This window comes from Streptomyces sp. NPDC025651, from assembly GCF_055558735.1.
The window spans coordinates 419,554-441,000 of the sequence record NZ_JBVHLZ010000005.1 but is presented as its reverse complement, the minus strand read 5'-3'; the positions used below and the strand labels follow the sequence as shown (position 1 = coordinate 441,000).

Sequence of the window (21,447 nt, the reverse complement as noted above, 5' to 3'; positions counted from 1 at the left end):
ACCAAGGCCACCGCCGCAGCGGCCGAAGTCCCCTAGAAGACCGACTCCGCCTCGTCCATCCGGTCCTTCGGCACCGTCTTCAGCTCCGTCACCGCGTCCGCCAGCGGCACCATCGTGACGTCCGTGCCGCGCAGCGCCGTCATCTTGCCGTACTCCTCGCGGTGCACCGCCTCCACCGCGTGCCAGCCGAAGCGGGTCGCGAGGACGCGGTCGTACGCGGTGGGGGTGCCGCCGCGCTGGACGTGGCCGAGGATGACCGGCTTGGCCTCCTTGCCGAGGCGGGACTCCAGCTCGTACGCGAGGGCCGTGCCGATGCCCTGGAAGCGCTCGTGGCCGAACTGGTCGATCGCGCCCTTGCCGTAGTCCATCGTGCCGTCCTGCGGGTGCGCGCCCTCGGCGACGCAGATCACCGCGAACTTCTTGCCGCGCGCGAACCGCTCCTCGACCATCGCGACCAGGTCGGCGGGGTCGAAGGGCCGCTCGGGCAGGCAGATGCCGTGGGCGCCGCCGGCCATGCCGGACTCCAGGGCGATCCAGCCGGCGTGGCGGCCCATGACCTCCACCACCATCACGCGCTGATGCGATTCGGCGGTGGTCTTGAGGCGGTCCATGGCCTCCGTGGCCACGCCCACCGCGGTGTCGAAGCCGAAGGTGCGGTCCGTGGAGGAGATGTCGTTGTCGATGGTCTTGGGGACGCCGACGACCGGCACACCCGCGTCGGACAGCATCCGTGCCGCCGTCAGGGTGCCCTCGCCGCCGATCGGGATGAGCGCGTCGAAGCCGCTCTTCTCGATGAGCTCCTTGGCGTTGTCGCAGGCCGCGCGGAAGCGGGCGCGCTCGAGACGCGAGGAGCCGAGGATCGTGCCGCCGCGGGCCAGGATGCCGCTGACGGCGTTGAGGTCGAGGGGGCGGTAGCGCCCGTCGAGCAGGCCCGCGTAGCCGTCCTCGAAGCCGATGACCTCGTCGCCGTAGTGCGTCACGGCGCGGTGCACGACCGACCGGATCACTGCGTTGAGGCCGGGGCAGTCGCCGCCCGCGGTGAGAATTCCGATACGCATCGCGCTGTGTCTCCTGCTCGCTGCTGGTACTTGTGAGCCGGTCCGATTGTTCCACGGTCGCAAGGGGGTCGCCGCTCACGGATGTGCGACGGATGTGCGTGCGAGGACCGGGCAGGGGCCTTGGTACCCGCCCTGCCAGGCCTTTCGTCCGGCGGGCGACCTAGCCAGCCGCAGAGGTATTGTCAAGAGGGCACAGCCACGATATCGGGTACTTTGTCCAGCTCACCCGGCGCCCCGCGCCGGGCACCCACAGAGCCAGGCATCCACACCACAGGACTGCGAAGCAGGACAGCGAGAAGGGGAGACCACGCGTGACGCGCAGCGTGTACGTGACCGGGATCGACCGGGGCGACGGACGCCAGGTCATCGAGCTGGGAGTGATGGAGCTCCTGACCCGCCGGGTCGACCGGGTCGGCGTCTTCCGGCCGCTCGTCCACGACGGCCCCGACCGCCTCTTCGACCTGCTGCGCGCCCGCTACCGGCTGTCGCAGGACGCCGCGTCGGTGTACGGCATGGACTACCACGAGGCGTCCGCGCTCCAGGCCGAGCAGGGCACCGACGAGCTGGTCTCGCGGCTCGTGGACCGCTTCCACCAGGTGGCCCGTGACTACGAGGTCGTCCTCGTGCTCGGCACGGACTTCGCCGCCACCCAGCTCCCCGACGAGCTCGCGCTCAACGCCCGGCTCGCGAACGAGTTCGGCGCCTCCGTGCTCCCCGTGGTCGGCGGCAAGAACCAGCCCGCCGAGTCGGTGCGCGCCGAGACGCGGAACGCCTACCGCGCCTACGACTCGCTCGGCTGCGACGTCCTCGCGATGGTCACCAACCGCGTGGCCCCCGCCGACCGCGACGAGATCCACGAGCGGCTCGAAGCCCGCCTGCCCGTGCCCTGCTACGTCCTGCCGGACGAGCCCGCGCTCTCCGCGCCGACGGTCGCGCAGATCACCCACGCGCTCGGCGGCCGCGTCCTGCTCGGCGACGACTCGGGGCTCGCCCGCGACGCCCTGGACTTCGTCTTCGGCGGCGCCATGCTGCCGAACTTCCTGAACGCCCTGACCCCGGGCTGCCTGGTGGTCACCCCCGGCGACCGCGCCGACCTCGTGGTGGGCTCGCTCGCCGCGCACAGCGCCGGTACGCCGCCGATAGCGGGCGTCCTGCTGACCCTGAACGAGCAGCCCGGCCAGGAGATCCTCACCCTCGCCGACCGCCTCGCGCCCGGCACCCCGGTGGTCGCGGTCTCCGGCGGCTCCTTCCCGACGGCGGGCGAACTCTTCGCCCTGGAAGGGAAGTTGAACGCGGCGACGCCCCGCAAGGCGGAGACCGCCCTCGGCCTCTTCGAGCGGTACGTGGACACGGCGGACCTCCTCACGCGGGTCTCGGCGCCGAGCAGCGACCGCGTCACGCCGATGATGTTCGAGCACAAGCTCCTGGAGAAGGCCCGCTCGGACCGCCGCCGCGTCGTCCTGCCCGAGGGCACCGAGGAGCGCGTCCTGCGCGCCGCCGACGTCCTGCTGCGCCGCGGCGTCTGCGACCTGACCCTCCTCGGCCCGGTCGAGCAGATCCGCAAGAAGGCCGCGGACCTCGGCGTGGACCTCGCCGACTCCGAGCTCATCGACCCGCAGACCTCCGAGCTGCGGGACCGGTTCGCCGCCGAGTACGCCGAGCTGCGCGCCCACAAGGGCGTCACCGTCGAGCTCGCGTACGACGTGGTGGCCGACGTCAACTACTTCGGCACGCTGATGGTCCAGGAGGGCCTCGCCGACGGCATGGTCTCGGGCTCCGTGCACTCCACGGCCGCCACCATCCGGCCCGCCTTCGAGATCATCAAGACCAAGCCGGACGCCTCGATCGTCTCCTCGGTCTTCTTCATGTGCCTCGCCGACAAGGTCCTCGTGTACGGCGACTGCGCCGTGAACCCGGACCCGAACGCCGAGCAGCTCGCCGACATCGCCGTCCAGGCGGCCGCCACCGCCCAGCAGTTCGGGGTCGAGCCGCGGATCGCGATGCTCTCGTACTCGACGGGCACGTCCGGTTCGGGCGCCGACGTCGACAAGGTGCGCGAGGCGACCGAGCTGGTGCGGGCGAGCCGCGACGACCTGAAGATCGAGGGACCGATCCAGTACGACGCCGCCGTGGAGCCGTCGGTCGCGGCCACCAAGCTGCCCGACTCGGACGTCGCGGGCCAGGCCAGCGTGCTGATCTTCCCGGACCTGAACACCGGCAACAACACCTACAAGGCCGTGCAGCGCTCGGCCGGCGCGATCGCCGTGGGACCGGTCCTGCAGGGCCTGCGCAAGCCGGTCAACGACCTCTCCCGGGGCGCGCTCGTCCAGGACATCGTCAACACCGTCGCCATCACGGCGATCCAGGCCCAGGCCCAGACGCCCACTCCGTAACCCCCCACAGAAAGCGCCTCGATTCAGTGACCGCCACTCGCGTACTCGTCCTCAACTCCGGCTCCTCGTCGGTGAAGTACCAGCTGCTCGACATGCGCGACAGCTCCCGTCTCGCCGTCGGCCTGGTCGAGCGGATCGGCGAGGAGACCTCGCGGCTCAAGCACACCCCCCTGACCGGCGGTGGCGCCGAGTCGCGGGAACGCGAGGAGCCGATCGCCGACCACGAGGCGGCACTGAAGGCCGTCGCCCAGGAGCTGGCCGCCGACGGGCTCGGCCTCGACTCCCCCGAGCTGGCCGCGATCGGTCACCGGGTGGTGCACGGCGGCCTGAAGTTCACCGCGCCGACGGTGATCACCGACGAGGTGCTCGCGGAGATCCAGCGCCTGGTGCCGGTGGCCCCGCTGCACAACCCGGCCAACATCACCGGCATCCGCACCGCCCAGGCCCTGCGCCCCGACCTGCCGCAGGTCGCCGTCTTCGACACCGCGTTCCACACGACGATGCCGGAGTCCGCGGCGCGCTACGCGATGGACGTGAAGACCGCCGACGAGCACCGCGTGCGGCGCTACGGCTTCCACGGCACCTCGCACGCGTACGTCTCGCGCGAGACCGCGAAGCTGCTCGGCAAGGCGCCCGAGGACGTCAACGTCATCGTGCTGCACCTGGGCAACGGCGCGTCGGCGAGCGCCGTGCGGGGCGGCAGGTGCGTCGACACGTCGATGGGGCTGACGCCGCTTGAGGGGCTCGTGATGGGTACCCGCTCCGGTGACATGGACCCCGCGGTCATCTTCCACCTGGCCCGGGTCGGCGGGATGTCCATCGACGAGATCGACGTCCTGCTCAACAAGAAGAGCGGTCTGATCGGGCTCTGCGGCGACAACGACATGCGGGAGATCCGGCGTCGTATCGACGAGGGCGACCAGGAGGCGGCGCTCGCGTTCGACATCTACGTCCACCGCCTGAAGAAGTACATCGGCGCCTACTACGCGGTGCTCGGCCGGGTCGACGCCGTCGCGTTCACGGCGGGCGTCGGCGAGAACGCGGCGCCGGTGCGCGAGGCGGCGGTGGCCGGCCTGGAAGAGCTGGGCCTCGCGGTCGACGGCGCGCTCAATTCCGTACGTTCCGACGAGGCGCGGCTCATCTCGCCGGAGTACGCCCGGGTCGCCGTCGCCGTGGTGCCGACCGACGAGGAGCTGGAGATCGCCGACCAGACCTACGCCCTGGTCGTCGGCCGCAACGCCTGAGCGCACTTCCGCCCATTTGTAGATTCCACCAGACGGAATATTCCGAAGCGAAACAAACCGATAGGATCGCCCCCATGCGCCGTTCCAAAATCGTCTGCACGCTGGGCCCCGCCGTCGACTCCGAAGAGCAGCTCGTCTCGCTGATCGAGGCCGGCATGAACGTGGCCCGCTTCAACTTCAGCCACGGCACGCACGCCGAGCACCAGGGGCGGTACGACCGCGTCCGCTCGGCCGCCGCGAAGACCGGCCGTGCCGTGGGTGTCCTCGCCGACCTGCAGGGCCCGAAGATCCGTCTGGAGACCTTCGCCGAGGGCCCCGTCGAGCTGGTGCGCGGTGACGAGTTCACCATCACCACCGAGGACGTGCCCGGCGACAAGTCGATCTGCGGCACCACCTACAAGGGCCTGCCGGGCGACGTCTCCAAGGGCGACCAGGTCCTGATCAACGACGGCAACGTCGAGCTGCGCGTCGTCGAGGTGGACGGCCCGCGCGTGAAGACGATCGTCGTCGAGGGCGGCGTCATCTCCGACCACAAGGGCATCAACCTGCCCGGCGCGGCCGTGAACGTGCCCGCCCTTTCGGAGAAGGACGTCGAGGACCTGCGCTTCGCCCTGAAGATGGGCTGCGACATGGTCGCCCTGTCCTTCGTGCGCGACGCAGGCGACGTCAAGGACGTCCACAAGGTGATGGACGAGGAGGGCCGCCGGGTCCCCGTCATCGCCAAGGTGGAGAAGCCGCAGGCCGTCGCCAACATGGAGGGCGTCGTCGCGGCGTTCGACGCGGTCATGGTGGCCCGTGGCGACCTGGCCGTCGAGTACCCGCTCGAGAAGGTCCCGATGGTGCAGAAGCGCCTCGTGGAGATGTGCCGCCGCAACGCCAAGCCGGTGATCGTCGCGACCCAGATGATGGAGTCGATGATCACCAACTCCCGCCCCACGCGCGCCGAGGCGTCCGACGTCGCCAACGCGATCCTGGACGGCGCGGACGCGGTCATGCTGTCGGCCGAGTCGAGCGTGGGCGCGTACCCGATCGAGACCGTCAAGACGATGTCGAAGATCGTCAAGGCGGCCGAGGAGGAGCTGCTTTCCAAGGGCCTGCAGCCGCTGGTGCCCGGCAAGAAGCCGCGTACGCAGGGTGGTTCGGTGGCCCGTGCCGCGTGCGAGATCGCGGACTTCCTCGGCGGCGAGGCCCTTGTCGCCTTCACGCAGTCCGGTGACACCGCCCGCCGTCTGTCCCGCTACCGCGCGGCCCAGCCGATCCTGGCCTTCACCACCGACGAGGCCACCCGCAACCAGCTCACCCTGAGCTGGGGCGTGGACACCTACGTCGTGCCGCACGTCGACAACACCGACGCGATGGTCGAGCTCGTCGACGCCGAGCTGATCAAGCTGAACCGCTTCAACAACGGCGACACGGTCGTCATCACGGCGGGCTCGCCCCCCGGGGTTCCCGGCACCACCAACATGGTCCGGGTCCACCACCTGGGCGGCGGGGAGCGCGACTAGTCGCCGGTTCCTGTTCAAGCGCTGAGGGCGCCCCCTGCGGAAGGGGGCGCCCTCAGCGCTTGTTCAGCCCGTGACCGGCCGCTCGGCCGGAGACCGGCCGCTCAGTCGGTGATCGACTGGTGCAGGCCGGGAATGGTGAGGTTCCCGCCGAACTGGCCCGCCTGCTGCACCTTCACGTCCGTGAAGTAGATCAGCGGGATGTTCAGCGGCGGCGGGTGCTCGGGGTCGAAGGTGATCGGGATGAGCCCGAACAGCTTGCCCGAGATCCGCTCGGTGTACATCGTCGTCTCGCCGTCCCGGATGGTGGACGTGGAGCCCTTGGCGGCCTCGACGTGGTACTTCTTGCCGGCCGGGCCGTCGACGATCTGGTGCAGGTCACCGATGTCCGTCTTCTGCACGACGTACTTCAGGGCCTGCTTGGTCTTGCCGTTGGGCATCGTGAGGTTCACGACGCCCTGGTAGTCGGCGCCCTTGAGGGTGAGCGAGCTGGCTTCCAGGTGCCAGGGCTGGTTCGGGATCGGCACGGGCGTCTGCTCGCCCTTGCCGTCGACCTTCTTCTCGACCACGCAGGGGAACGGCTTCTTGCCGTTCTCGTCCGGCGCCATCGGGTCCTCGGCCTCGGCCCCCGCCTCGTCCTTCGCCTTGTCGGTGGCGTCCCGCGCCGCCTTCTCGGCGTCATCCGTGACCTTGCCGGCCTCGTCCTTCGCGTCGTCGGCGCCGTCCTTCAGGCCGTCCTCGACCTTGCCGGCGGTGTCCTTCGCGTCGTCGGCGCGGTCGGTGACCTCGTCCGTCGTGTCCTTGGCCGCGTCCTCGGGGGACGTGGTCTCCTGCGAGGCGTCCGGCTTCGGCTCCGGGGTCTCGGACTCCTTCTCGTCGGGCGTGAAGGCGTCCTTGATGGCGTCGCCGACACCCAGCGGGTCCCAGGGGTTCCTGGTCTCGGTGGGCTCGGGGTCCGGCTCGGACTCCTTCTCGTCCGCGCCGTCGGACGGCTTCGGCGTGGGCTCGTCCTTGTCGCCGGAGTCCGCCCCGTCGCCCGCGGAGGGCGAGGTCGACGGAGTCGGCTCCTTGTCCTCGTCCTTCTTGGCCTCGTCGTTGTCCGCCTCGTCCTCGGCGGCCTTGTCCGCGGCGTCCTTCTTGGCCGCGTCCTCCTTCGCCTTCTCCTCGGCGGCGTCCTTCTCGGCGTCCTCGGCGTCCTTGTCGGGCGCCGTGACACACGGTCCGTCCTGGAAGGGGTTCTCGGGGACACCCGGCTTCGCCTGCGCGAGGGTCGGGGTCAGCCCCATGCCCATGAGCACGGCGGTGGGCATGGCCGCGATGGCTATGGCCTTGCCCGCGGGCACCTGCAGCCGGGTGAGCAGCGGCTTCCTGGGTGCCGCGTGGCGCGGCCCGGTTCTCGCACGAGGCTCCCCCGCGGAGCTCTCGTGGTGCACCTCGTCAGCCGGCACGGTGCCTCCCGTTCGTCCCGTTCGTCGGGCTCGTTCCTGACAGATCGTCCTGGTCGCCGCTCACCCCGCCCGCGGCTGCCGCGGGCTCGGGAGCCCCGTCGCCCACGGGACCGCCGGACTCCTTGGCCGTACGCCCCTTCGCGGGGTCACCGGCGGGCCGTGCGGGCGCCCAGGAGACGCCGAGGGCGCCGCCGATCAGGGCGAGCAGGAAGCCGATGACGAAGCCGCCGAAGTTGGAGACGACGAGCGAGACCAGGGCGAGCAGAATCGCCGCGACGCCCGCGAAGACCCGGGAGTGCGGCTGGAACCACATGGTCAGGCCGAGCACGACCAACAGCACGCCGATGATCAGCGATCCGGCGCCGGCGGTGGTCGCCATCCGGATCGTCATCGTGCCGAGCGTGAGGTTCGCGTACGGGAAATACATGATCGGGATGCCGCCGAGAAGTGTCAGCAGACCACCCCAGAACGGGCGCTGACCGCGCCACCCTCGGAAACGAAGGCGCATCCGGCCGAGCTTGTCGCCCAGTCCCACTTGCGCTTCGGCGCTCATGTCGTACAGCTCCTCGGGAATGGCGTTGGTTCTGTGTGTCGTGCGGATACGGGCACGGGGACGGCTCCGTCATGTGCCGTCGCGCCCCCGCGCCCGGCCGTTTCAGCGCATCGAGTGCGCACCGGGCCGCGAGCGGCCCGCTAGGGAAGCGTCAACTCCCCTAGTAGCACTCGTGCTTGCCCTTCTTGACCGACATGCCCAGGCCAGAGAGCTTGAAGGTGCCGGCGGTGGTCGCCCACGCACGCTGCTTGACGTCGGTGAACCGCACCGACTCCGCCTGCTGCGCGAACGAGTCCGGGGCGTACTTGTCGCCCTTCGCCGGACCCGGGCCCTTGGTGGTCTGGTCGACCGAGACACCGATGTCGACCTTGTTGAAGGTCGCGTTGGCCTTCAGGTCGTCGGCGTCGATGTAGAGCTTCTTGGCCTCTACCCGCGGGCCGCCCTTGGCGCCGGCCTTCAGGACCATCGACACGTCGCCGAAGACCGGGACCGGCACGACCACGGACTGGCAGAGGTTGGTGATCTTCGCCGAATCCATGCCGACGACGGCTACCGGGTGGTTCCCCGACTTGCCGCTGTCCAGGGCTCCGTACTGGATGAACCCCTGACCGTCGATAGAGTCGGCCGTCACCTTGAACTGCTGACCCGACACACTGAACGATGCCGCGAGCGCACCCTGGGACAGGGCGACGCCTATCGCGGCAGTCGCCGCGACGCTCGGCACCATGACCACGGCGAACCGCTTCCATCTGGTTCCGCCACGAGCCACGGACTCCATGACTTTCCTCCTTCTCGGACGTACATCTCCGGCCCTGGCTGCTCCCGTTCGGGCGGCTCAGCCGGGCAGGGATGGGAGAAGTGCTACGTCCTCGGGAAGGAGAGCGCCCGTATCAAAGGCGCGCACATGCGCCCGAATCACCGGCGATCACCCCCGAGCGACAACCACTGGTCGCGCCTGACGCATCACGCACAACCTCGCGGACAGGCCCTGCCGGGACCGGCAGAGACCCCCCTGTCCTAGACCGGCGACGGCGTCACCGGCCTACTCGGTGGGGACCCAGAAACGCCGCTCCCCGATTGGCTGTCGGGGCTGCGGGCTATTGGACCGAGCGTCGCCGATCGTGGTGCATTCTCGGCCCCCGCACAAGGGGGTTCGTTACTGGCTAGTAACGGCCGGATAACCGAACCGCGACCGCGCGGTATCGGCCGACAACAGACGGTGGCTCAACAGGTGGGAGCAGAACGGGACATGAGGGTGTGTAAGCACACAGAAGGATGCCGGTGTCTTACTCCAAGTAACAGTGGCCGCGTTTACCAAGTTTTGGTAAAGCGCGGCCACTGTGGCGTCCTGGGAACAGAGTTTTCACTCCGGCATCACATGCCCCGGCGTTTAGGGACTGGTCAGCCGAGCGGCCGGTGGACGGACCGGCCGGAGGGTCGGCGCAGACGTCAGAAGAGCACCCGGGCGAGCGCCGTGCGCGCCGCCATGACGCGCGGCTCGTCCGCGCCCACCACCTCGAAGAGTTCGAGCAGCCGCACCCGCGCGGCGTCGCGGTCGTCGCCCGCCGTGCGCCGCACCGTTTCGATCAACCGCCCGAAGGCGTCCTCGACGTGACCGCCCACCAGATCCAGGTCGGCGGCGGCGATCTGCGCGGCGACGTCCCCCGGCTTCTCGGCCGCGTCCCTGCGGACCTGCTGCGGGTCGAGACCCTGGACCCTCTGGAGCAGTTCGGCCTGGGCGAGGCCGAGCTTGGCCTCGGTGTTGGCCGGGTCGTCACTGAGTACGTTCTTGTAGGCCTGCACGGCGCCGGGCAGATCCCCCGCGTCCAGCGCCCGGACGGCCGCTTCGAGCGCCGCGTCGTGCGGACCGGCGGGCATCTCGGCGGGCGCGGAGGGCTGCTGCCCCTCGGCCGCCGCGTCGACCACCAGGCCGGTCAGGCCGAAGCGCTCCTCGCCGACCTGGATGAGCTGGTCCAGGGTCTGGCGGATCTGCGCCTCGGGAGCCGCGCCCTGGAAGAGGGGCAGGGCCTGCCCGGCCACCACCGCGAAGACAGCCGGGATCCCCTGGACCCCGAACTGCTGCATCAGCATCTGGTTCGCGTCGACATCGATCTTGGCAAGGAGGAAACGGCCGTTGTACTCCTGCGCGAGGCGCTCCAGGAGAGGACTCAACTGCTTGCACGGCTCGCACCACTCGGCCCAGAAGTCGATGACGACCGGGACCTCGGTGGAGCGCTGCAGGACCTCGCGCTCGAAACCGGCCTCGTCTACGTCGATGACGAGGCTCGAGGGGGAGATCGCGGCGGCCGCCGCTCCCCCGCCCTGCCGGGCCGCTTCGGCGCGCGCCTGCTCCGCCTTCGCCTTGGCCTCCTGGGCCGCCTTCACCGCGGCGAGGTCGACGACTCCGCTCATGGACATGTTCCGTGGCTGCATGAGTACATCCTCCCCCAAGCCGTGCGGGAACCGCCCACCCTTCCCCTCCCGCCGGATTGCGGGACCGCGAAGGGCGCGGTTCGAGGTCCCGAGGAGGACCGGTGTCCGGCTCGGGGTCCCCACCCCGTGCCCGTGGTCGTGCTGTGTGGTCTGTCGCTCGCAGCGCTCGCTCGCGGGCTCCGGAGGTTCGCCGTTCGCCGTGCCCGCCGCGCTTTCGCTACGGGTCGTAGCGTAACTGCCCCGCCCCCGACGTGGGGAGGCCCCCTCGGTGATCTCCCTCACTCGGCACCCCGACCCGCTCCGTACTGGCCGGTATGGTCGCGGGCATGCAGAGCCGCACCACTCCTCCCGCCCGCACCGGCGGCCGCCCGCGCAGCGCGGCCGCCGACGCCGCGATCCTGGAGGCGACCCGGCAGGGGCTCGTCGAGCTCGGCTGGACCAAGCTGACGCTCGGCGCCGTCGCCGCGCGCGCGGGGGTCGCCAAGACCACGCTCTACCGGCGCTGGGCGGGCAAGAGCGAGCTGGTCGTGGACGCGGTGGCCGAGCTCTTCGACGAGCTGGAGCTGCCGGACCGGGGCAGCCTCGCCGCCGACATCGAGGGCGTCGTCCTGCAGTTCGCGGTGCTCCTCGGCCGCCCCGAGACGAAGACGGCGCTCATGGCGGTGGTCGCGGAGTCGACGACGGACGAGCCGCTGCGGGCCCGCATCCGCACGTCCATCGTCGACCGGCAGAAACGTCTTGTCCTCGCCGGACGGGCGCGGGCCCAGGAGCGGGGCGAACTGCCCGCCGAGTCCGACCCCGTGCGCGCGGCCCACACCGCCGACCTCATCTTCGACGTGATCGCGGGGGCGGTGGTGCATCGGGCGCTGGTCAGCGGGGAGCCGGTGGACACCGAGTGGGCCCGCCGCTTCACGTTGCTGCTGCTGGGAGGCTTGGCGGCGGCCGCGGCGCCGTAAGAGACGCCTCCGCGCCCCTAAAGGGGCGCGACCAGCCCCCACAACCCGCACTCGACACTCAGACCTGATACCGCCCAGGCGCAAACAGCTGCGGATTCTCCGCGACCCAGGCCGACGTCAGCTTCAGCCCCTCGGCAAGGGAAACCTCAGGCTGCCACCCCGCCCACTCCCTCGCCCGGGAGTTGTCCGAAAGCAGCCTCTCCACCTCACTGCCCGAAGGCCGAAGCCGCGCGGGGTCCACGACCACAGAGGCCTCGCGGCCCGACGCCGCGATCAACGCCTCCGCCAGATCCCCGATGGAGATCTCCCGGCCGACGCCCAGGTTCACGGAGTGACCGAGCGCCCGGTCGCACACCGCCATCGCCATGAACCCCCGCGCCGTGTCCGTCACGTACGTGAAGTCCCGCGTGGGCGTCAGCGACCCCAGCTTGATCTCCCGTGCGCCCGCGTGCAGTTGGGCGAGGATCGTGGGAATGACCGCGCGGGCCGACTGCCGCGGACCGTAGGTGTTGAAGGGCCGCACCACCGTCACCGGCAGCTCGAAGGCGTGCCAGTGCGACAGCGCCATCATGTCGGCGCCGATCTTCGACGCGGAGTACGGCGACTGCGGCTGCAGCGGGTGCGACTCACTGATCGGCGCGGTCAGCGCCGTCCCGTACACCTCGCTCGTCGACGTGTGGACGAGCCGCCGCACGGAGTGCCGCCGGCAGGCCTCCGCGACGTTCTCGGTGCCGACGACGTTCGTCTGGACGTACGCGCCCGGGGAGTCGTACGAGTACGGGATGCCGATCAGCGCGGCGAGGTGGAAGACGGTGTCGCACCCGGCGACCGCGTCCATCACACGCCCGGGGTCCCGCACGTCGCCCGCGATCATCTCGACCCGCGGGTCACCGATGAGGTGCGCGAGGTGGCCCTTCTCCGCGTACGGCTTGTAGTGCACGAAGGCGCGGACCTTGGCGCCCGCGTCGAGGAGCAGGTCGACCAGCGTCGAGCCGATGAAGCCCTCGGCGCCGGTGACGAGGACGGTGCGGTCCTGCCAGGAGAAGGGGGCCGGGGCGGAGGTGACGGGGGTGCTCATGCGTACTCCAGGTGAGGGGTGATGTGGGCGAGTTCGAGAACCCGTGCGGCGAGCAGGTCGGCGGCGCGGGCGTGCGGCCCGGGGTCCGCGGCGCCGCTCATCGCGGCGAGGCGAGCCGGGTCGGCGAGCAGCGGGCCGAGGAGCTCGGCGAGGCGGTCGGCCGTCGTCTCGGCGTCGGGCAGCAGGAGGCCCGCGCCCGCGTCGGACAGGACCCGGGCGTTGTGGGTCTGGTGGTCGCCCGGAGCGTGCGGGTAGGGCACGAGGACGGCGGGCACGCCGGTGGCGGCGAGCTCGGCGACCGTCGCGGATCCCGCACGGCAGACGACGAGGTCGGCGGCGGCGTAGGAGAGGTCCATGCGGTCGAGGTAGGGCACGGCGCGGGCGACGGCGCTCCCGCCCTCGTACGCGAGCCGGTCCCGGGCGTCGTCGAGCGCCGCGGGCCCCGTCTTGATCAGCAGGTGCACGTCGGGCCGCCCCTGCCAGCGGGCGGCGAGGCCGAGCGCGGCCTCCGTCAGCCGCGCGGCACCGAGGCTGCCGCCGTTGAAGAGCACCAGGCGGGCCCCGTCCGGCACACCGAGCGTGCGCCGGGCCTCGGCGCGCAGCGCGGCCCGGTCGAGCGCGGCGAGCGGCGCGGCGATCGGCATCCCGGTGGTGTGCGCGCGCTCCCCGCCCGGCAGGTGCGCGCGGCTGCGGTCGAAGGCGACCGCGATGTTCGGGGTGAGGCGGGCCGCGAACCGGTTGGCGCGGCCCGGCACGGCGTTGGACTCGTGGATGAGGCTCGGCAGCCCCGCCATGCGGGCGCCCACGATGACGGGGGCGCTGGGGTAGCCGCCCATGCCGACGGCGACCTGCGCGCCCTGCTCGCGCAGGATGGCCCGGCACTGGGCGCCGGACTTCATCAGCGCGGCGGGCAGCAGGTAGCGGCGGGCGCCGAGCGAGGGATCGAAGGGGATCATGTCGACGGTGTGGAGGCGGTAGCCCGCGTCCGGTATCAGCCGGGTCTCCAGGCCGCGTTCGGTGCCGACGAAGGAGATCACCGCGTCCGGCACGGCCCTGCGCAGCGCGTCGGCGAGGGCGAGGCCCGGATAGATGTGGCCACCGGTGCCGCCCGCACCGATCACGACGGAGAGGCGGGAGCGGCCCGGGGGATCCGAGAGATCGGAGTGAGTGGTTCGCATGGCAGTGGAGCATCACGCGAGGGTCTAAGAGGGTTTTAAGAGCCTCGTTTGGCACCTTTGGTGCATGAGCTTCACGAGCGCGACCAGCAAGGGCGGCCCGCCGGGCGCGTCCGACGCGGTGCCCCACAAGATCCTCGTCGTCGACGACGACCCCGAGGTGCGCGCGGCCGTCGAGGACGCCCTGACCGTCGAGGGCCACCGGGTCAGGGGCGCGTCGGACGGCCACCGCGCGCTGCTCGCGGTGGCCCGCTGGCAGCCGGACCTCGTGGTCCTCGACGTCCTGATGCCGGTCATGGACGGCCTCGCCGTCTGCCGCCAGCTGCGCGCGGCGGGCGACCGCACCCCGGTCCTCGTGCTGACCGCCCTGGACTCGGTCAGCGAGCGCGTCGACGGCCTGGACGCGGGCGCCGACGACTACCTGGTCAAGCCGTTCGCCCTGGACGAGCTGGTGGCCCGGGTGCGCGCCCTGCTGCGGCGCGTGACGCCCGAGCAGCCCGCGCGGGACGGCGACGCCCTCTCGTACGGCGACCTCGTCCTGGACGCCACCACCCGCACCGGCCGCCGCGGCGGGCGCACGGTCGAGTTCAGCCGCACCGAGGCCGCGCTCCTGGAGCTGCTCCTGCGCAACGCGGGCCAGGTCCTGCCGCGCGAGCTGATCCAGCGGACGGTGTGGGGCCGCGACTTCGGCCCCGACTCCAACTCCCTTGCCGTGTACGTCGGTTACCTGCGCCGCAAGCTGGAGTCGGACGGCGAGCCGCGCCTGGTCCACACCGTGCACGGCGTCGGCTACCGCCTGGGCTCCCCGTGACCGCGCGGCGCAGGCTCGGCGCGCGGTGGCGGCGCCGCAGGCCGCTGCGCACCCGCCTCGCGGTGGCCGCCGCCGCGGCCGTGGCGGTGGTGGCGATCGGCGTGTGTCTCGCCGCGTTCTTCGTGATCCGCTACAAGCTCTACCAGCAGCTCGACCAGAACCTCGCCCAGTCGGCCACGCTCATCGCCCAGCAGCACCGCGCCGAAGGGCCCGGCGTCATGACGGGCGAGTGCCGCTTCCTGGGCGCGCCCGCCTGCTCGCAGATCGTCCCCGAGGACTCCGCGGACGATCCCGCGAAGCCGTTCCTGCTGCCCGTGACGGCACAGACGCGCGAGGTCGCGGCGGGCCAACACCCCGCGTATTACTCGAACTTCACGCTGCCCGGCGGGAAGCCGGGGCGGATGTACACCACCACGTTCGGCAAGGAAGGCGAGGCCGTGCAGGTCGCCCTGCGCGCCGACATCGCCGAGCGCGGCGTGCGCCAGGCCGCGTCCCTGCTCGCCGCGGTGGGCGGCGCCGGCGTGCTGCTCTCCGCGCTCGGCGGCTACTGGGTCTCGCGCACCGGCCTCGCCCCCATCACCCGCCTCACGGCCACGGCCGAGCGCATCGCGGCCACGCGCGACGCCCGGCACCGCATCGAGCTGCCGCCGGGGCCGCCGGGCCGCGAAGGCCACCAGGACGAAGTCACGCGCCTGGCCGCCACGTTCAACACGATGCTCGCCGAGCTCGAGGAGTCCGTCACGGCCCGCCGCCGCCTGGTCGCCGACGCGTCGCACGAGCTGCGCACACCTCTGACCGCGCTGCGGACGAACGCCGAACTCCTCGCCAGGGCGGACCGGTTGACGGACGCACAGCGCGAGCGGGCCTCGGGCGCGCTCGCCCGCCAGCTGCGCGAAGTCACCGGCCTGGTCAACGACTTGATCGAGCTGGCCAGGGAGGCGGAGCCGCAGCCGCTGCTCGAAGAGGTGCGGCTCGCCCCGCTGGCCGCCCACGCGGTGGACGCGGCCCGCGGCCACTGGCCCGCCGTCCCCTTCACGCTCCAGGTGGCACCGGAGGCGGCGGAGCTCAGCGTGCCCGGCGTACCGGCGCGCCTCTCCCGCCTCCTGACCAACCTCCTCGACAACGCGGCCAAGTTCAGCCCGCAGGGCGCGCCGGTCGAGGTCTCGCTGACCGCCGCGGCCCTGACCGTGCGCGACCACGGCCCCGGCATCGCGGAGGAAGACCTGCCGTACGTCTTCGACCGCTTCTACCGCGCGGAGAGGGCCCGCGCCCTGCCGGGCTCGGGCCTGGGGCTCGCGATGGCACGCCAGATCGCGCACGCGCACGGCGCGGAACTGACGGCGGAGCGGGCGCCGGGCGGCGGCGCCCTGTTCAGACTGACGCTGCCCGCGCCCTAGCCGGCCGCTTCCCGCGCTAGCCGGCCCGCTTCTCCTTCCAGGCGCAACTGCCCAGCGTGGCCTTGCCCTTGGCGAGGAGCCGGTCGGCCTCGCGGTCGACGAGGACGCGGGTCCTGTCGCCCTTGCACACGACCGTGCGCTCGCCGTGCCCGGCCAGGTCGACCAGGATCTGGTCCCAGTGCCGGTACTGCACGTCGTGCCCGGAGTCCGCGTACGACCGCACCTTCGCCCGGCCCGGCAGCGCCTCCTGCCACGTCTTCAGCGTCGCCGGCGGCACGGTGGTGTCCTTCTTGCCGCCGTAGAGGTAGACGGGGGCGTCGAGCTTCGACAGGTCGGGGCCCGGGCGCTGGCAGTACAGCTTCTGCTCGTGCACCTGCGGGGCGGGGTCGGCCTGCTGCCCGCGCTGGTTGTAGGTGCGCGCCCCTTCCTCGTACGCGGTGTCGGCGAAGCCGGGTATCGACTTCACGGCGCTGTCGTCGGGGAAGGCCCACCACGTGCGCGGGTCCTTGATCTGGTCCTTCACGGCGTCGGTGAGCGCGTCGTCGGACATCCCGCAGTACTCGGCCCTGGGCCCGTAGGGCGGCAGGGCGGCGGCGAGGTGGAGCTGCGTGATCCGCTCGGGAGCCCGCGCGGCGAGCTCGGCGGCGTAGGGGCCGCCGCCGGAGATCGCGACCACGGTGACGTCGTCCACGCCGAGCCCGTCGAGCACCTCGAGGGCGTCCTTCGCGTAGTCGGCCTTGCCGAGGTTCTTGTCGAACGCGGTGTCGCCGAAGCCGTTGCGCTCCACGGAGATGAGCCGCAGGCCCAGGTCCTCACGCGTGCTGCGGAAGAAGTCGGTCATGTGCGAGGCGCGGGCGCTGGTCCCGGTGCCGCCGATGAACAGGACGGGCTTGCCGTCCTTGTTGCCGGTGTCGGAGTAGTGCGCGGTGCGCCCGTCGGAGAGCTTCGCGGCCCGCACCTGCGGCCCGAGCGAGTCGAACTCGTCCTGCACCTTGGGCTCGGGCGACGGACTCGCACTGACCTCACCGGAGCCGCCGACCAACAGCGCACCGAGGACGGTGCAGGTGGCGGCCCCTATGGCAAAGGCGGCGGTGCGGGCGTGACCGTTCGAACTCAAGGGTGACTCCAGGGACAGGACCGGCTGACCGGCGGCGCCTACCCAGACCTCAGAAGTTCACACCCATCACTTTGGCACCCCATAAGGGGCGCGGGGAGCTGCGCGATCAGGGGCGCGGGGAGCTGCGCGCCGGGCCCCGCACGACCCGCAGATCCCCGTGACCCGAAACACCCCGCCCTCAGAACCCCGGCGGCTCCACGTAGATCCCCCACTCGTCCCGCAGCACGCCGCAGATCTCCCCGAGGGTCGCCTCGGCCCGCACCGCGTCGAGCATCGGAGCGATCATGTTCGACCCGTCCCGCGCGGCAGCGAGCATCGCGTCGAGCGAGGAACGGACCCGCGCCTCGTCCCGCCCCTGTTTCCGCCCCGCGAGAACCCGGACCTGCTCCCGCTCGACCTCATGGCTGACCCGCAGGATCTCCAGGTCCCCGGTGACGGAGCCGTGGTGCACGTTGACACCCACGACCCGCTTGTCGCCCTTCTCCAGAGACTGCTGGTACTGGAAGGCGGACTCGGCGATCTCCCCGGTGAACCAGCCGTCCTCGATGCCCCGCAGGATGCCCGAGGTGATCGGGCCGATCGGGTGCTGCCCGTCGGGATGGGCGCGACGGCCCCGCTCCCTGATCTGGTCGAAGATCTTCTCCGCGTCGGCCTCGATGCGGTCGGTGAGCTGCTCGATGTACCAGGAGCCGCCCAGCGGGTCCGCCACGTTGGCGACGCCGGTCTCCTCCATGAGCACCTGCTGTGTGCGCAGCGCGATCTCCGCGGCCTGCTCGCTCGGCAGCGCGAGGGTCTCGTCGAGGGCGTTGGTGTGCAGGGAGTTGGTGCCGCCGAGGACCGCGGCGAGCGCCTCCACCGCCGTACGCACGACGTTGTTGTACGGCTGCTGGGCGGTGAGCGAGACACCCGCGGTCTGCGTGTGGAAGCGCAGCCACTGGGCCTTGTCGGTCTTCGCCCCGTACTCGTCGCGCAGCCAGCGCGCCCAGATGCGGCGCGCGGCACGGAACTTGGCGATCTCCTCGAAGAAGTCGACGTGCGCGTCGAAGAAGAAGGAGAGGCCGGGCGCGAAGACGTCCACGTCGAGCCCGCGCGAGAGCCCCAGCTCCACGTACCCGAACCCGTCGGCCAAGGTGTAGGCCAGCTCCTGCGCGGCCGTCGCCCCGGCCTCGCGGATGTGGTAGCCGGAGACCGAGAGCGGCTTGTACGCGGGGATGTCGCGCGCGCAGTGCTCCATCAGGTCGCCGATGAGGCGCAGGTGCGGCTCGGGCTGGAAGAGCCACTCCTTCTGCGCGATGTACTCCTTGAAGATGTCGGTCTGCAGCGTGCCGTTGAGGACGCCGGGGTCGACGCCCTGCCGCTCGGCGGCGACGAGGTACATGCAGAAGACCGGGACGGCGGGCCCGCTGATCGTCATCGACGTGGTCACGTCGCCGAGCGGGATGTCCTTGAAGAGGACCTCCATGTCGGCGGCCGAGTCGATGGCGACGCCGCAGTGCCCGACCTCGCCGAGCGAGCGCGGGTCGTCGGAGTCGCGGCCCATCAGGGTCGGCATGTCGAAGGCGACGGAGAGGCCGCCGCCGCCGTTGGCCAGGATCATCTTGTAGCGCTCGTTCGTCTGCTCGGCGTTGCCGAAGCCGGCGAACTGGCGGATGGTCCAGGTCCTGCCGCGGTACCCGGTCGGGTAGAGCCCGCGCGTGAAGGGGTACTCGCCGGGCCAGCCGATCCGCTCGAACCCGTCGTACGTGTCGCCCGGTCGGGGTCCGTACACCGGGTCGACCGGGTCGCCGGAGAGCGTGGTGAAGTCCGCGTCCCGCTTGCGGGCCTTGTCGTAACGGGCCTGCCAGCGTCGGCGGCCTTCCTCGATCGCGTCAGCGTCCATGCCTTCGAATTTACTAGGACGTCCTAGTAAATGTCGATGGCAGACCGCCACGGACCTGTCCGTGGCGGTGGTCGTTACGCCTTGGCGGTGACCGCGGAGCCGTCGGTGATCAGCGGCTCGACGTCGCGGACGACGCCGCGCTCGACGAAGAACGCGGCGGTCGGGATGGTGCCGGACACGAGCACCCACAGGAGCTTGCCGAACGGCCACTTCGCCTTGGAGCCCAGGTCGAAGGCGAAGATCAGGTAAATGATGTAGAGCACGCCGTGGACCTGCGACACGACGAGCGTCAGACCCTCGCCCTTGTCGAAGCCGTACTTGAACACCATGCAGGTGCACAGGATCAGCAACATGACGGCGGTGACGTAGGCCATCACCCGGTAGCGGGTCAGCACGCTTCGCTTCATGGCTACGAGCGTAACCGCCGGTTTTGCGCGATCTTCGCCGCCCCCGTCCCGAACGGAACCGGCGGCTCTACTTCTCCTCGAAGTCCTCGGCGGCCACCCGCAGGGGCCGCAGCATCGCGAAGATCTCCGCGCACTCCTCCGCGTCGTACACCCCGAGCCCGAAGTCCATCGCCATCAGCTCGCGCGTGGCGGACTCCACGACCTCGCGGCCCTTCTCCGTGATGGAGGCGAGCGTGCCGCGGCCGTCGTTCGGGTTCGGGCGCTTGTCGACGAGGCCGGACTTCACGAGCCGGTCGACGGTGTTGGTCACGGACGTGGGGTGCACCATGAGCCGCTCGCCGATCTTCGACATCGGCAACTCGCCGGCCTGCGAGAAGGTGAGCAGGACGAGCGCCTCATAGCGCGCGAACGTGAGTCCGTACGGCTTGACGACCGCGTCCACCTCGGCGAGCAGGATCTGGTGCGCGCGCATGATCGAGGTGATCGCGCCCATGGCCGGGACCGACCCCCAGCGCTGCTTCCAGAGCTCGTCGGCGCGGGCGATCGGATCGAAGGGGAGGCTGAGCGGCTTCGGCACGGCAACGACCTTACCCGTCGGTCATATGTTGGTCAGCCCTGTCTCGCAATTCGGGCGTACGTTCCCCTGGAGCCACGGATCCGCCCGTGCGCCGCACCACCACCACCAGGAGGACACACTCGTGGCCTGACGTGATCAGCGGTCTCGAACCTCCGTGGCAGCCGACACTCGCCCATCCGGTGCGGGGCATCGCGGGTCTGTGGGCCGAGCCGTCGGAACGTACGCCCGCGTCCCTCGTACGTCCCCTGGGGCGCGGTCGCGAGCGCACGCCGCTCGGCATCGCGCTCGCCACCGGCGGCGGTGTGGCACAAGAGCTGGATTAGCCCTTTATGCCACGATTGCCGGGCTGACCGACCGTCACCGTCGCCCAAGGGGGCTGGATGCACCGGCTGCTCCGCACGTTCACGGCACTCGCGGCGCTCGCCGCCCTCGGGCTCTGCGCGGGCTGCTCCTCCGACTCCGGGTCCGGCGCGAAGGACACCTCCACCGTCCGCGCCCCCGCGACCGACGGCGCGAAGACCCCGCCCGGCACCTTCTGGGTCGACCCCGACAGCGCCGCCGCCCGGCAGGTCCAGGAGTGGCAGCGGGCTGGCCGCACCCAGGACGCCGAGGCGCTCAAGCGCATCTCGGAGCGGCCGATGGCCGTCTGGCCCGCCGGGGACAACCCGGCGCCCGACATCGCGGAGGCGACGCGGGGCGCGGCCGAGGAGGGCCGCACCGCCGTGCTCGTCGCGTACAACATCCCGCACCGCGACTGCGGCCAGCACTCCGCGGGCGGCGCGGCCAGCGCCGACTACTACCGGACCTGGGTGAACGCCTTCGCCGACGCGATCGGCACCGCCCCCGCCCTGGTCGTCCTGGAGCCCGACGCGATCCCGCACATCGTGGACGGCTGCACGCCCGCCGAGTACCACGCGGACCGCTACCAGCTGCTCTCCGAGGCCATCCAGCGCCTCAAGCGGCAGCCGAAGGTGAAGGTCTACCTCGACGCGGGGAACCCCGGCTGGATCTCGGACGCCCGCAAGCTCACCGAGCCGCTGAAGAAGGCGGGCATCGCGCGGGCCGACGGCTTCTCCCTGAACGTCTCCAACTTCCAGAGCGACGAGGCCACCAAGGCGTACGGGCGCGCCCTGTCGGCCACCGTCGGCGGCAAGCACTTCGTCATGGACACCAGCCGCAACGGCAGGGGCCCGCTGGCGGGCGACCGTCAGGACGCCTGGTGCAACCCGCCGGGCCGGGGCCTCGGCACCCCGCCCACCGACCGCACGGGCGACCCGCTCCTCGACGCCGTCCTGTGGATCAAGCGGCCGGGCGACTCGGACGGCCCGTGCCGGGGCGGCCCGGCGGCGGGGCAGTGGTGGCCGGACTACGCGCTGGGGCTGGCCCGCAACGCCAAGGGAGCGTGAACCGCCCCGGCGC

At 71.5% G+C, this 21,447-nt stretch carries 19 protein-coding genes; 8 read left to right on the top strand and 11 right to left on the bottom strand.

Annotation, left to right across the window (positions count from 1 at the left end; translation table 11 throughout):
* Window positions 1–32: 32 nt before the first annotated feature.
* A complete protein-coding gene (locus ACZ4D5_RS21340) occupies window positions 33–1,058 on the bottom strand; it encodes a 6-phosphofructokinase (protein WP_362328934.1) in 1,026 nt (341 codons plus the stop codon).
* 311 nt (window positions 1,059–1,369) lie between these two features.
* On the opposite strand from ACZ4D5_RS21340, the gene pta reads away from it, so the two are divergent.
* The 3 genes from pta (at window position 1,370) to pyk (ending at window position 6,200) form a co-directional block, all read left to right on the top strand.
* Window positions 1,370–3,451, top strand: coding sequence for a phosphate acetyltransferase (gene pta, locus ACZ4D5_RS21335; protein WP_467773930.1), 2,082 nt, complete (start codon window positions 1,370–1,372; stop codon window positions 3,449–3,451).
* Window positions 3,452–3,477: 26 nt separating this feature from the next.
* Complete coding sequence (locus tag ACZ4D5_RS21330) at window positions 3,478–4,695, top strand: acetate kinase (protein WP_467773929.1); 1,218 nt, start codon at window positions 3,478–3,480, stop codon at window positions 4,693–4,695.
* A gap of 74 nt (window positions 4,696–4,769) precedes the next feature.
* Window positions 4,770–6,200 (top strand): pyruvate kinase, encoded by a 1,431-nt coding sequence (pyk, locus tag ACZ4D5_RS21325; RefSeq protein ID WP_467773928.1) that lies wholly within the window; start codon window positions 4,770–4,772, stop codon window positions 6,198–6,200.
* Window positions 6,201–6,301: 101 nt separating this feature from the next.
* On the opposite strand, the gene ACZ4D5_RS21320 is transcribed toward pyk, so the two are convergent.
* From ACZ4D5_RS21320 to ACZ4D5_RS21305, 4 genes are all read right to left on the bottom strand, one after another.
* Window positions 6,302–7,645, bottom strand: a complete 1,344-nt coding sequence (locus ACZ4D5_RS21320; RefSeq protein WP_467773927.1) for a hypothetical protein — start codon at window positions 7,643–7,645, stop codon at window positions 6,302–6,304.
* Window positions 7,635–8,198 (bottom strand): DUF6114 domain-containing protein, encoded by a 564-nt coding sequence (locus ACZ4D5_RS21315; protein WP_467773926.1) that lies wholly within the window; start codon window positions 8,196–8,198, stop codon window positions 7,635–7,637. Before ACZ4D5_RS21315 ends, ACZ4D5_RS21320 begins: the two co-directional genes overlap by 11 nt.
* A 160-nt stretch (window positions 8,199–8,358) precedes the next feature.
* Complete coding sequence (locus ACZ4D5_RS21310) at window positions 8,359–8,976, bottom strand: DUF6230 family protein (RefSeq protein WP_467773925.1); 618 nt, start codon at window positions 8,974–8,976, stop codon at window positions 8,359–8,361.
* 671 nt (window positions 8,977–9,647) lie between these two features.
* Window positions 9,648–10,631 carry a tetratricopeptide repeat protein gene (locus tag ACZ4D5_RS21305; protein WP_467773924.1) on the bottom strand — a complete coding sequence of 328 codons (984 nt, stop codon included), beginning with the start codon at window positions 10,629–10,631 and terminating at the stop codon, window positions 9,648–9,650.
* Window positions 10,632–10,957: 326 nt separating this feature from the next.
* Here ACZ4D5_RS21305 and ACZ4D5_RS21300 point away from each other — a divergent pair, with 326 nt between their 5' ends.
* Window positions 10,958–11,587 carry a TetR-like C-terminal domain-containing protein gene (locus tag ACZ4D5_RS21300; RefSeq protein ID WP_467773923.1) on the top strand — a complete coding sequence of 210 codons (630 nt, stop codon included), beginning with the start codon at window positions 10,958–10,960 and terminating at the stop codon, window positions 11,585–11,587.
* A 58-nt stretch (window positions 11,588–11,645) separates the two neighbouring features.
* On the opposite strand, the gene ACZ4D5_RS21295 is transcribed toward ACZ4D5_RS21300, so the two are convergent.
* Window positions 11,646–12,665, bottom strand: coding sequence for a GDP-mannose 4,6-dehydratase (locus ACZ4D5_RS21295; protein ID WP_467773922.1), 1,020 nt, complete (start codon window positions 12,663–12,665; stop codon window positions 11,646–11,648).
* Window positions 12,662–13,843, bottom strand: coding sequence for a UDP-N-acetylglucosamine--N-acetylmuramyl-(pentapeptide) pyrophosphoryl-undecaprenol N-acetylglucosamine transferase (locus ACZ4D5_RS21290; protein ID WP_467773921.1), 1,182 nt, complete (start codon window positions 13,841–13,843; stop codon window positions 12,662–12,664). The genes ACZ4D5_RS21295 and ACZ4D5_RS21290 overlap by 4 nt, the downstream gene beginning before the upstream one ends.
* Before the next feature lie 64 nt (window positions 13,844–13,907).
* Between ACZ4D5_RS21290 and ACZ4D5_RS21285 the strand changes: the two genes are divergently transcribed.
* Both ACZ4D5_RS21285 and ACZ4D5_RS21280 read left to right on the top strand, forming a co-directional pair.
* Complete coding sequence (locus ACZ4D5_RS21285; protein ID WP_467773920.1) at window positions 13,908–14,651, top strand: response regulator transcription factor; 744 nt, start codon at window positions 13,908–13,910, stop codon at window positions 14,649–14,651.
* Window positions 14,648–16,048: a sensor histidine kinase gene (locus ACZ4D5_RS21280; RefSeq protein WP_467773919.1), complete on the top strand. Its 1,401-nt coding sequence runs from the start codon at window positions 14,648–14,650 to the stop codon at window positions 16,046–16,048. The genes ACZ4D5_RS21285 and ACZ4D5_RS21280 overlap by 4 nt, the downstream gene beginning before the upstream one ends.
* 16 nt (window positions 16,049–16,064) lie before the next feature.
* Here the strand turns inward: ACZ4D5_RS21280 and ACZ4D5_RS21275 are convergent, their stop codons facing one another.
* The 4 genes from ACZ4D5_RS21275 to ACZ4D5_RS21260 form a co-directional block, all read right to left on the bottom strand.
* Entirely contained in the window at window positions 16,065–17,165 is a 1,101-nt protein-coding gene (locus ACZ4D5_RS21275; protein ID WP_467773918.1) for an alpha/beta fold hydrolase, read from the bottom strand.
* Between the two features lie 178 nt (window positions 17,166–17,343).
* Complete coding sequence (locus ACZ4D5_RS21270) at window positions 17,344–19,044, bottom strand: acyl-CoA mutase large subunit family protein (protein WP_467773917.1); 1,701 nt, start codon at window positions 19,042–19,044, stop codon at window positions 17,344–17,346.
* Window positions 19,045–19,118: 74 nt separating this feature from the next.
* Complete coding sequence (locus tag ACZ4D5_RS21265) at window positions 19,119–19,451, bottom strand: DUF3817 domain-containing protein (RefSeq protein ID WP_467773916.1); 333 nt, start codon at window positions 19,449–19,451, stop codon at window positions 19,119–19,121.
* A 67-nt stretch (window positions 19,452–19,518) separates the two neighbouring features.
* On the bottom strand, window positions 19,519–20,028 hold the full coding sequence (locus ACZ4D5_RS21260) for a MarR family winged helix-turn-helix transcriptional regulator (protein ID WP_362328902.1): 510 nt from the start codon (window positions 20,026–20,028) through the stop codon (window positions 19,519–19,521).
* 86 nt (window positions 20,029–20,114) lie between these two features.
* On the opposite strand from ACZ4D5_RS21260, the gene ACZ4D5_RS21255 reads away from it, so the two are divergent.
* Together ACZ4D5_RS21255 and ACZ4D5_RS21250 are read left to right on the top strand one after the other, a co-directional pair.
* A complete protein-coding gene (locus ACZ4D5_RS21255; RefSeq protein WP_467773915.1) occupies window positions 20,115–20,351 on the top strand; it encodes a hypothetical protein in 237 nt (78 codons plus the stop codon).
* 57 nt (window positions 20,352–20,408) lie between these two features.
* Complete coding sequence (locus ACZ4D5_RS21250; RefSeq protein ID WP_467773914.1) at window positions 20,409–21,434, top strand: glycoside hydrolase family 6 protein; 1,026 nt, start codon at window positions 20,409–20,411, stop codon at window positions 21,432–21,434.
* The last annotated feature ends 13 nt before the right edge of the window (window positions 21,435–21,447 follow it).

Excerpts from the sequence above, each read along its gene's own strand:
- ACZ4D5_RS21285 (WP_467773920.1), top strand. The coding sequence starts at position 13,908 with ATGAGCTTCACGAGCGCGACCAGCAAGGGCGGCCCGCCGGGCGCGTCC.
- ACZ4D5_RS21265 (WP_467773916.1), bottom strand. The coding sequence starts at position 19,451 with ATGAAGCGAAGCGTGCTGACCCGCTACCGGGTGATGGCCTACGTCACC.
- ACZ4D5_RS21295 (WP_467773922.1), bottom strand. The coding sequence starts at position 12,665 with ATGAGCACCCCCGTCACCTCCGCCCCGGCCCCCTTCTCCTGGCAGGAC.
- ACZ4D5_RS21305 (WP_467773924.1), bottom strand. The coding sequence starts at position 10,631 with ATGCAGCCACGGAACATGTCCATGAGCGGAGTCGTCGACCTCGCCGCG.
- ACZ4D5_RS21290 (WP_467773921.1), bottom strand. The coding sequence starts at position 13,843 with ATGCGAACCACTCACTCCGATCTCTCGGATCCCCCGGGCCGCTCCCGC.
- ACZ4D5_RS21315 (WP_467773926.1), bottom strand. The coding sequence starts at position 8,198 with ATGAGCGCCGAAGCGCAAGTGGGACTGGGCGACAAGCTCGGCCGGATG.
- ACZ4D5_RS21340 (WP_362328934.1), bottom strand. The coding sequence starts at position 1,058 with ATGCGTATCGGAATTCTCACCGCGGGCGGCGACTGCCCCGGCCTCAAC.
- ACZ4D5_RS21300 (WP_467773923.1), top strand. The coding sequence starts at position 10,958 with ATGCAGAGCCGCACCACTCCTCCCGCCCGCACCGGCGGCCGCCCGCGC.
- pyk (WP_467773928.1), top strand. The coding sequence starts at position 4,770 with ATGCGCCGTTCCAAAATCGTCTGCACGCTGGGCCCCGCCGTCGACTCC.
- ACZ4D5_RS21310 (WP_467773925.1), bottom strand. The coding sequence starts at position 8,976 with ATGGAGTCCGTGGCTCGTGGCGGAACCAGATGGAAGCGGTTCGCCGTG.
- ACZ4D5_RS21250 (WP_467773914.1), top strand. The coding sequence starts at position 20,409 with ATGCACCGGCTGCTCCGCACGTTCACGGCACTCGCGGCGCTCGCCGCC.
- ACZ4D5_RS21270 (WP_467773917.1), bottom strand. The coding sequence starts at position 19,044 with ATGGACGCTGACGCGATCGAGGAAGGCCGCCGACGCTGGCAGGCCCGT.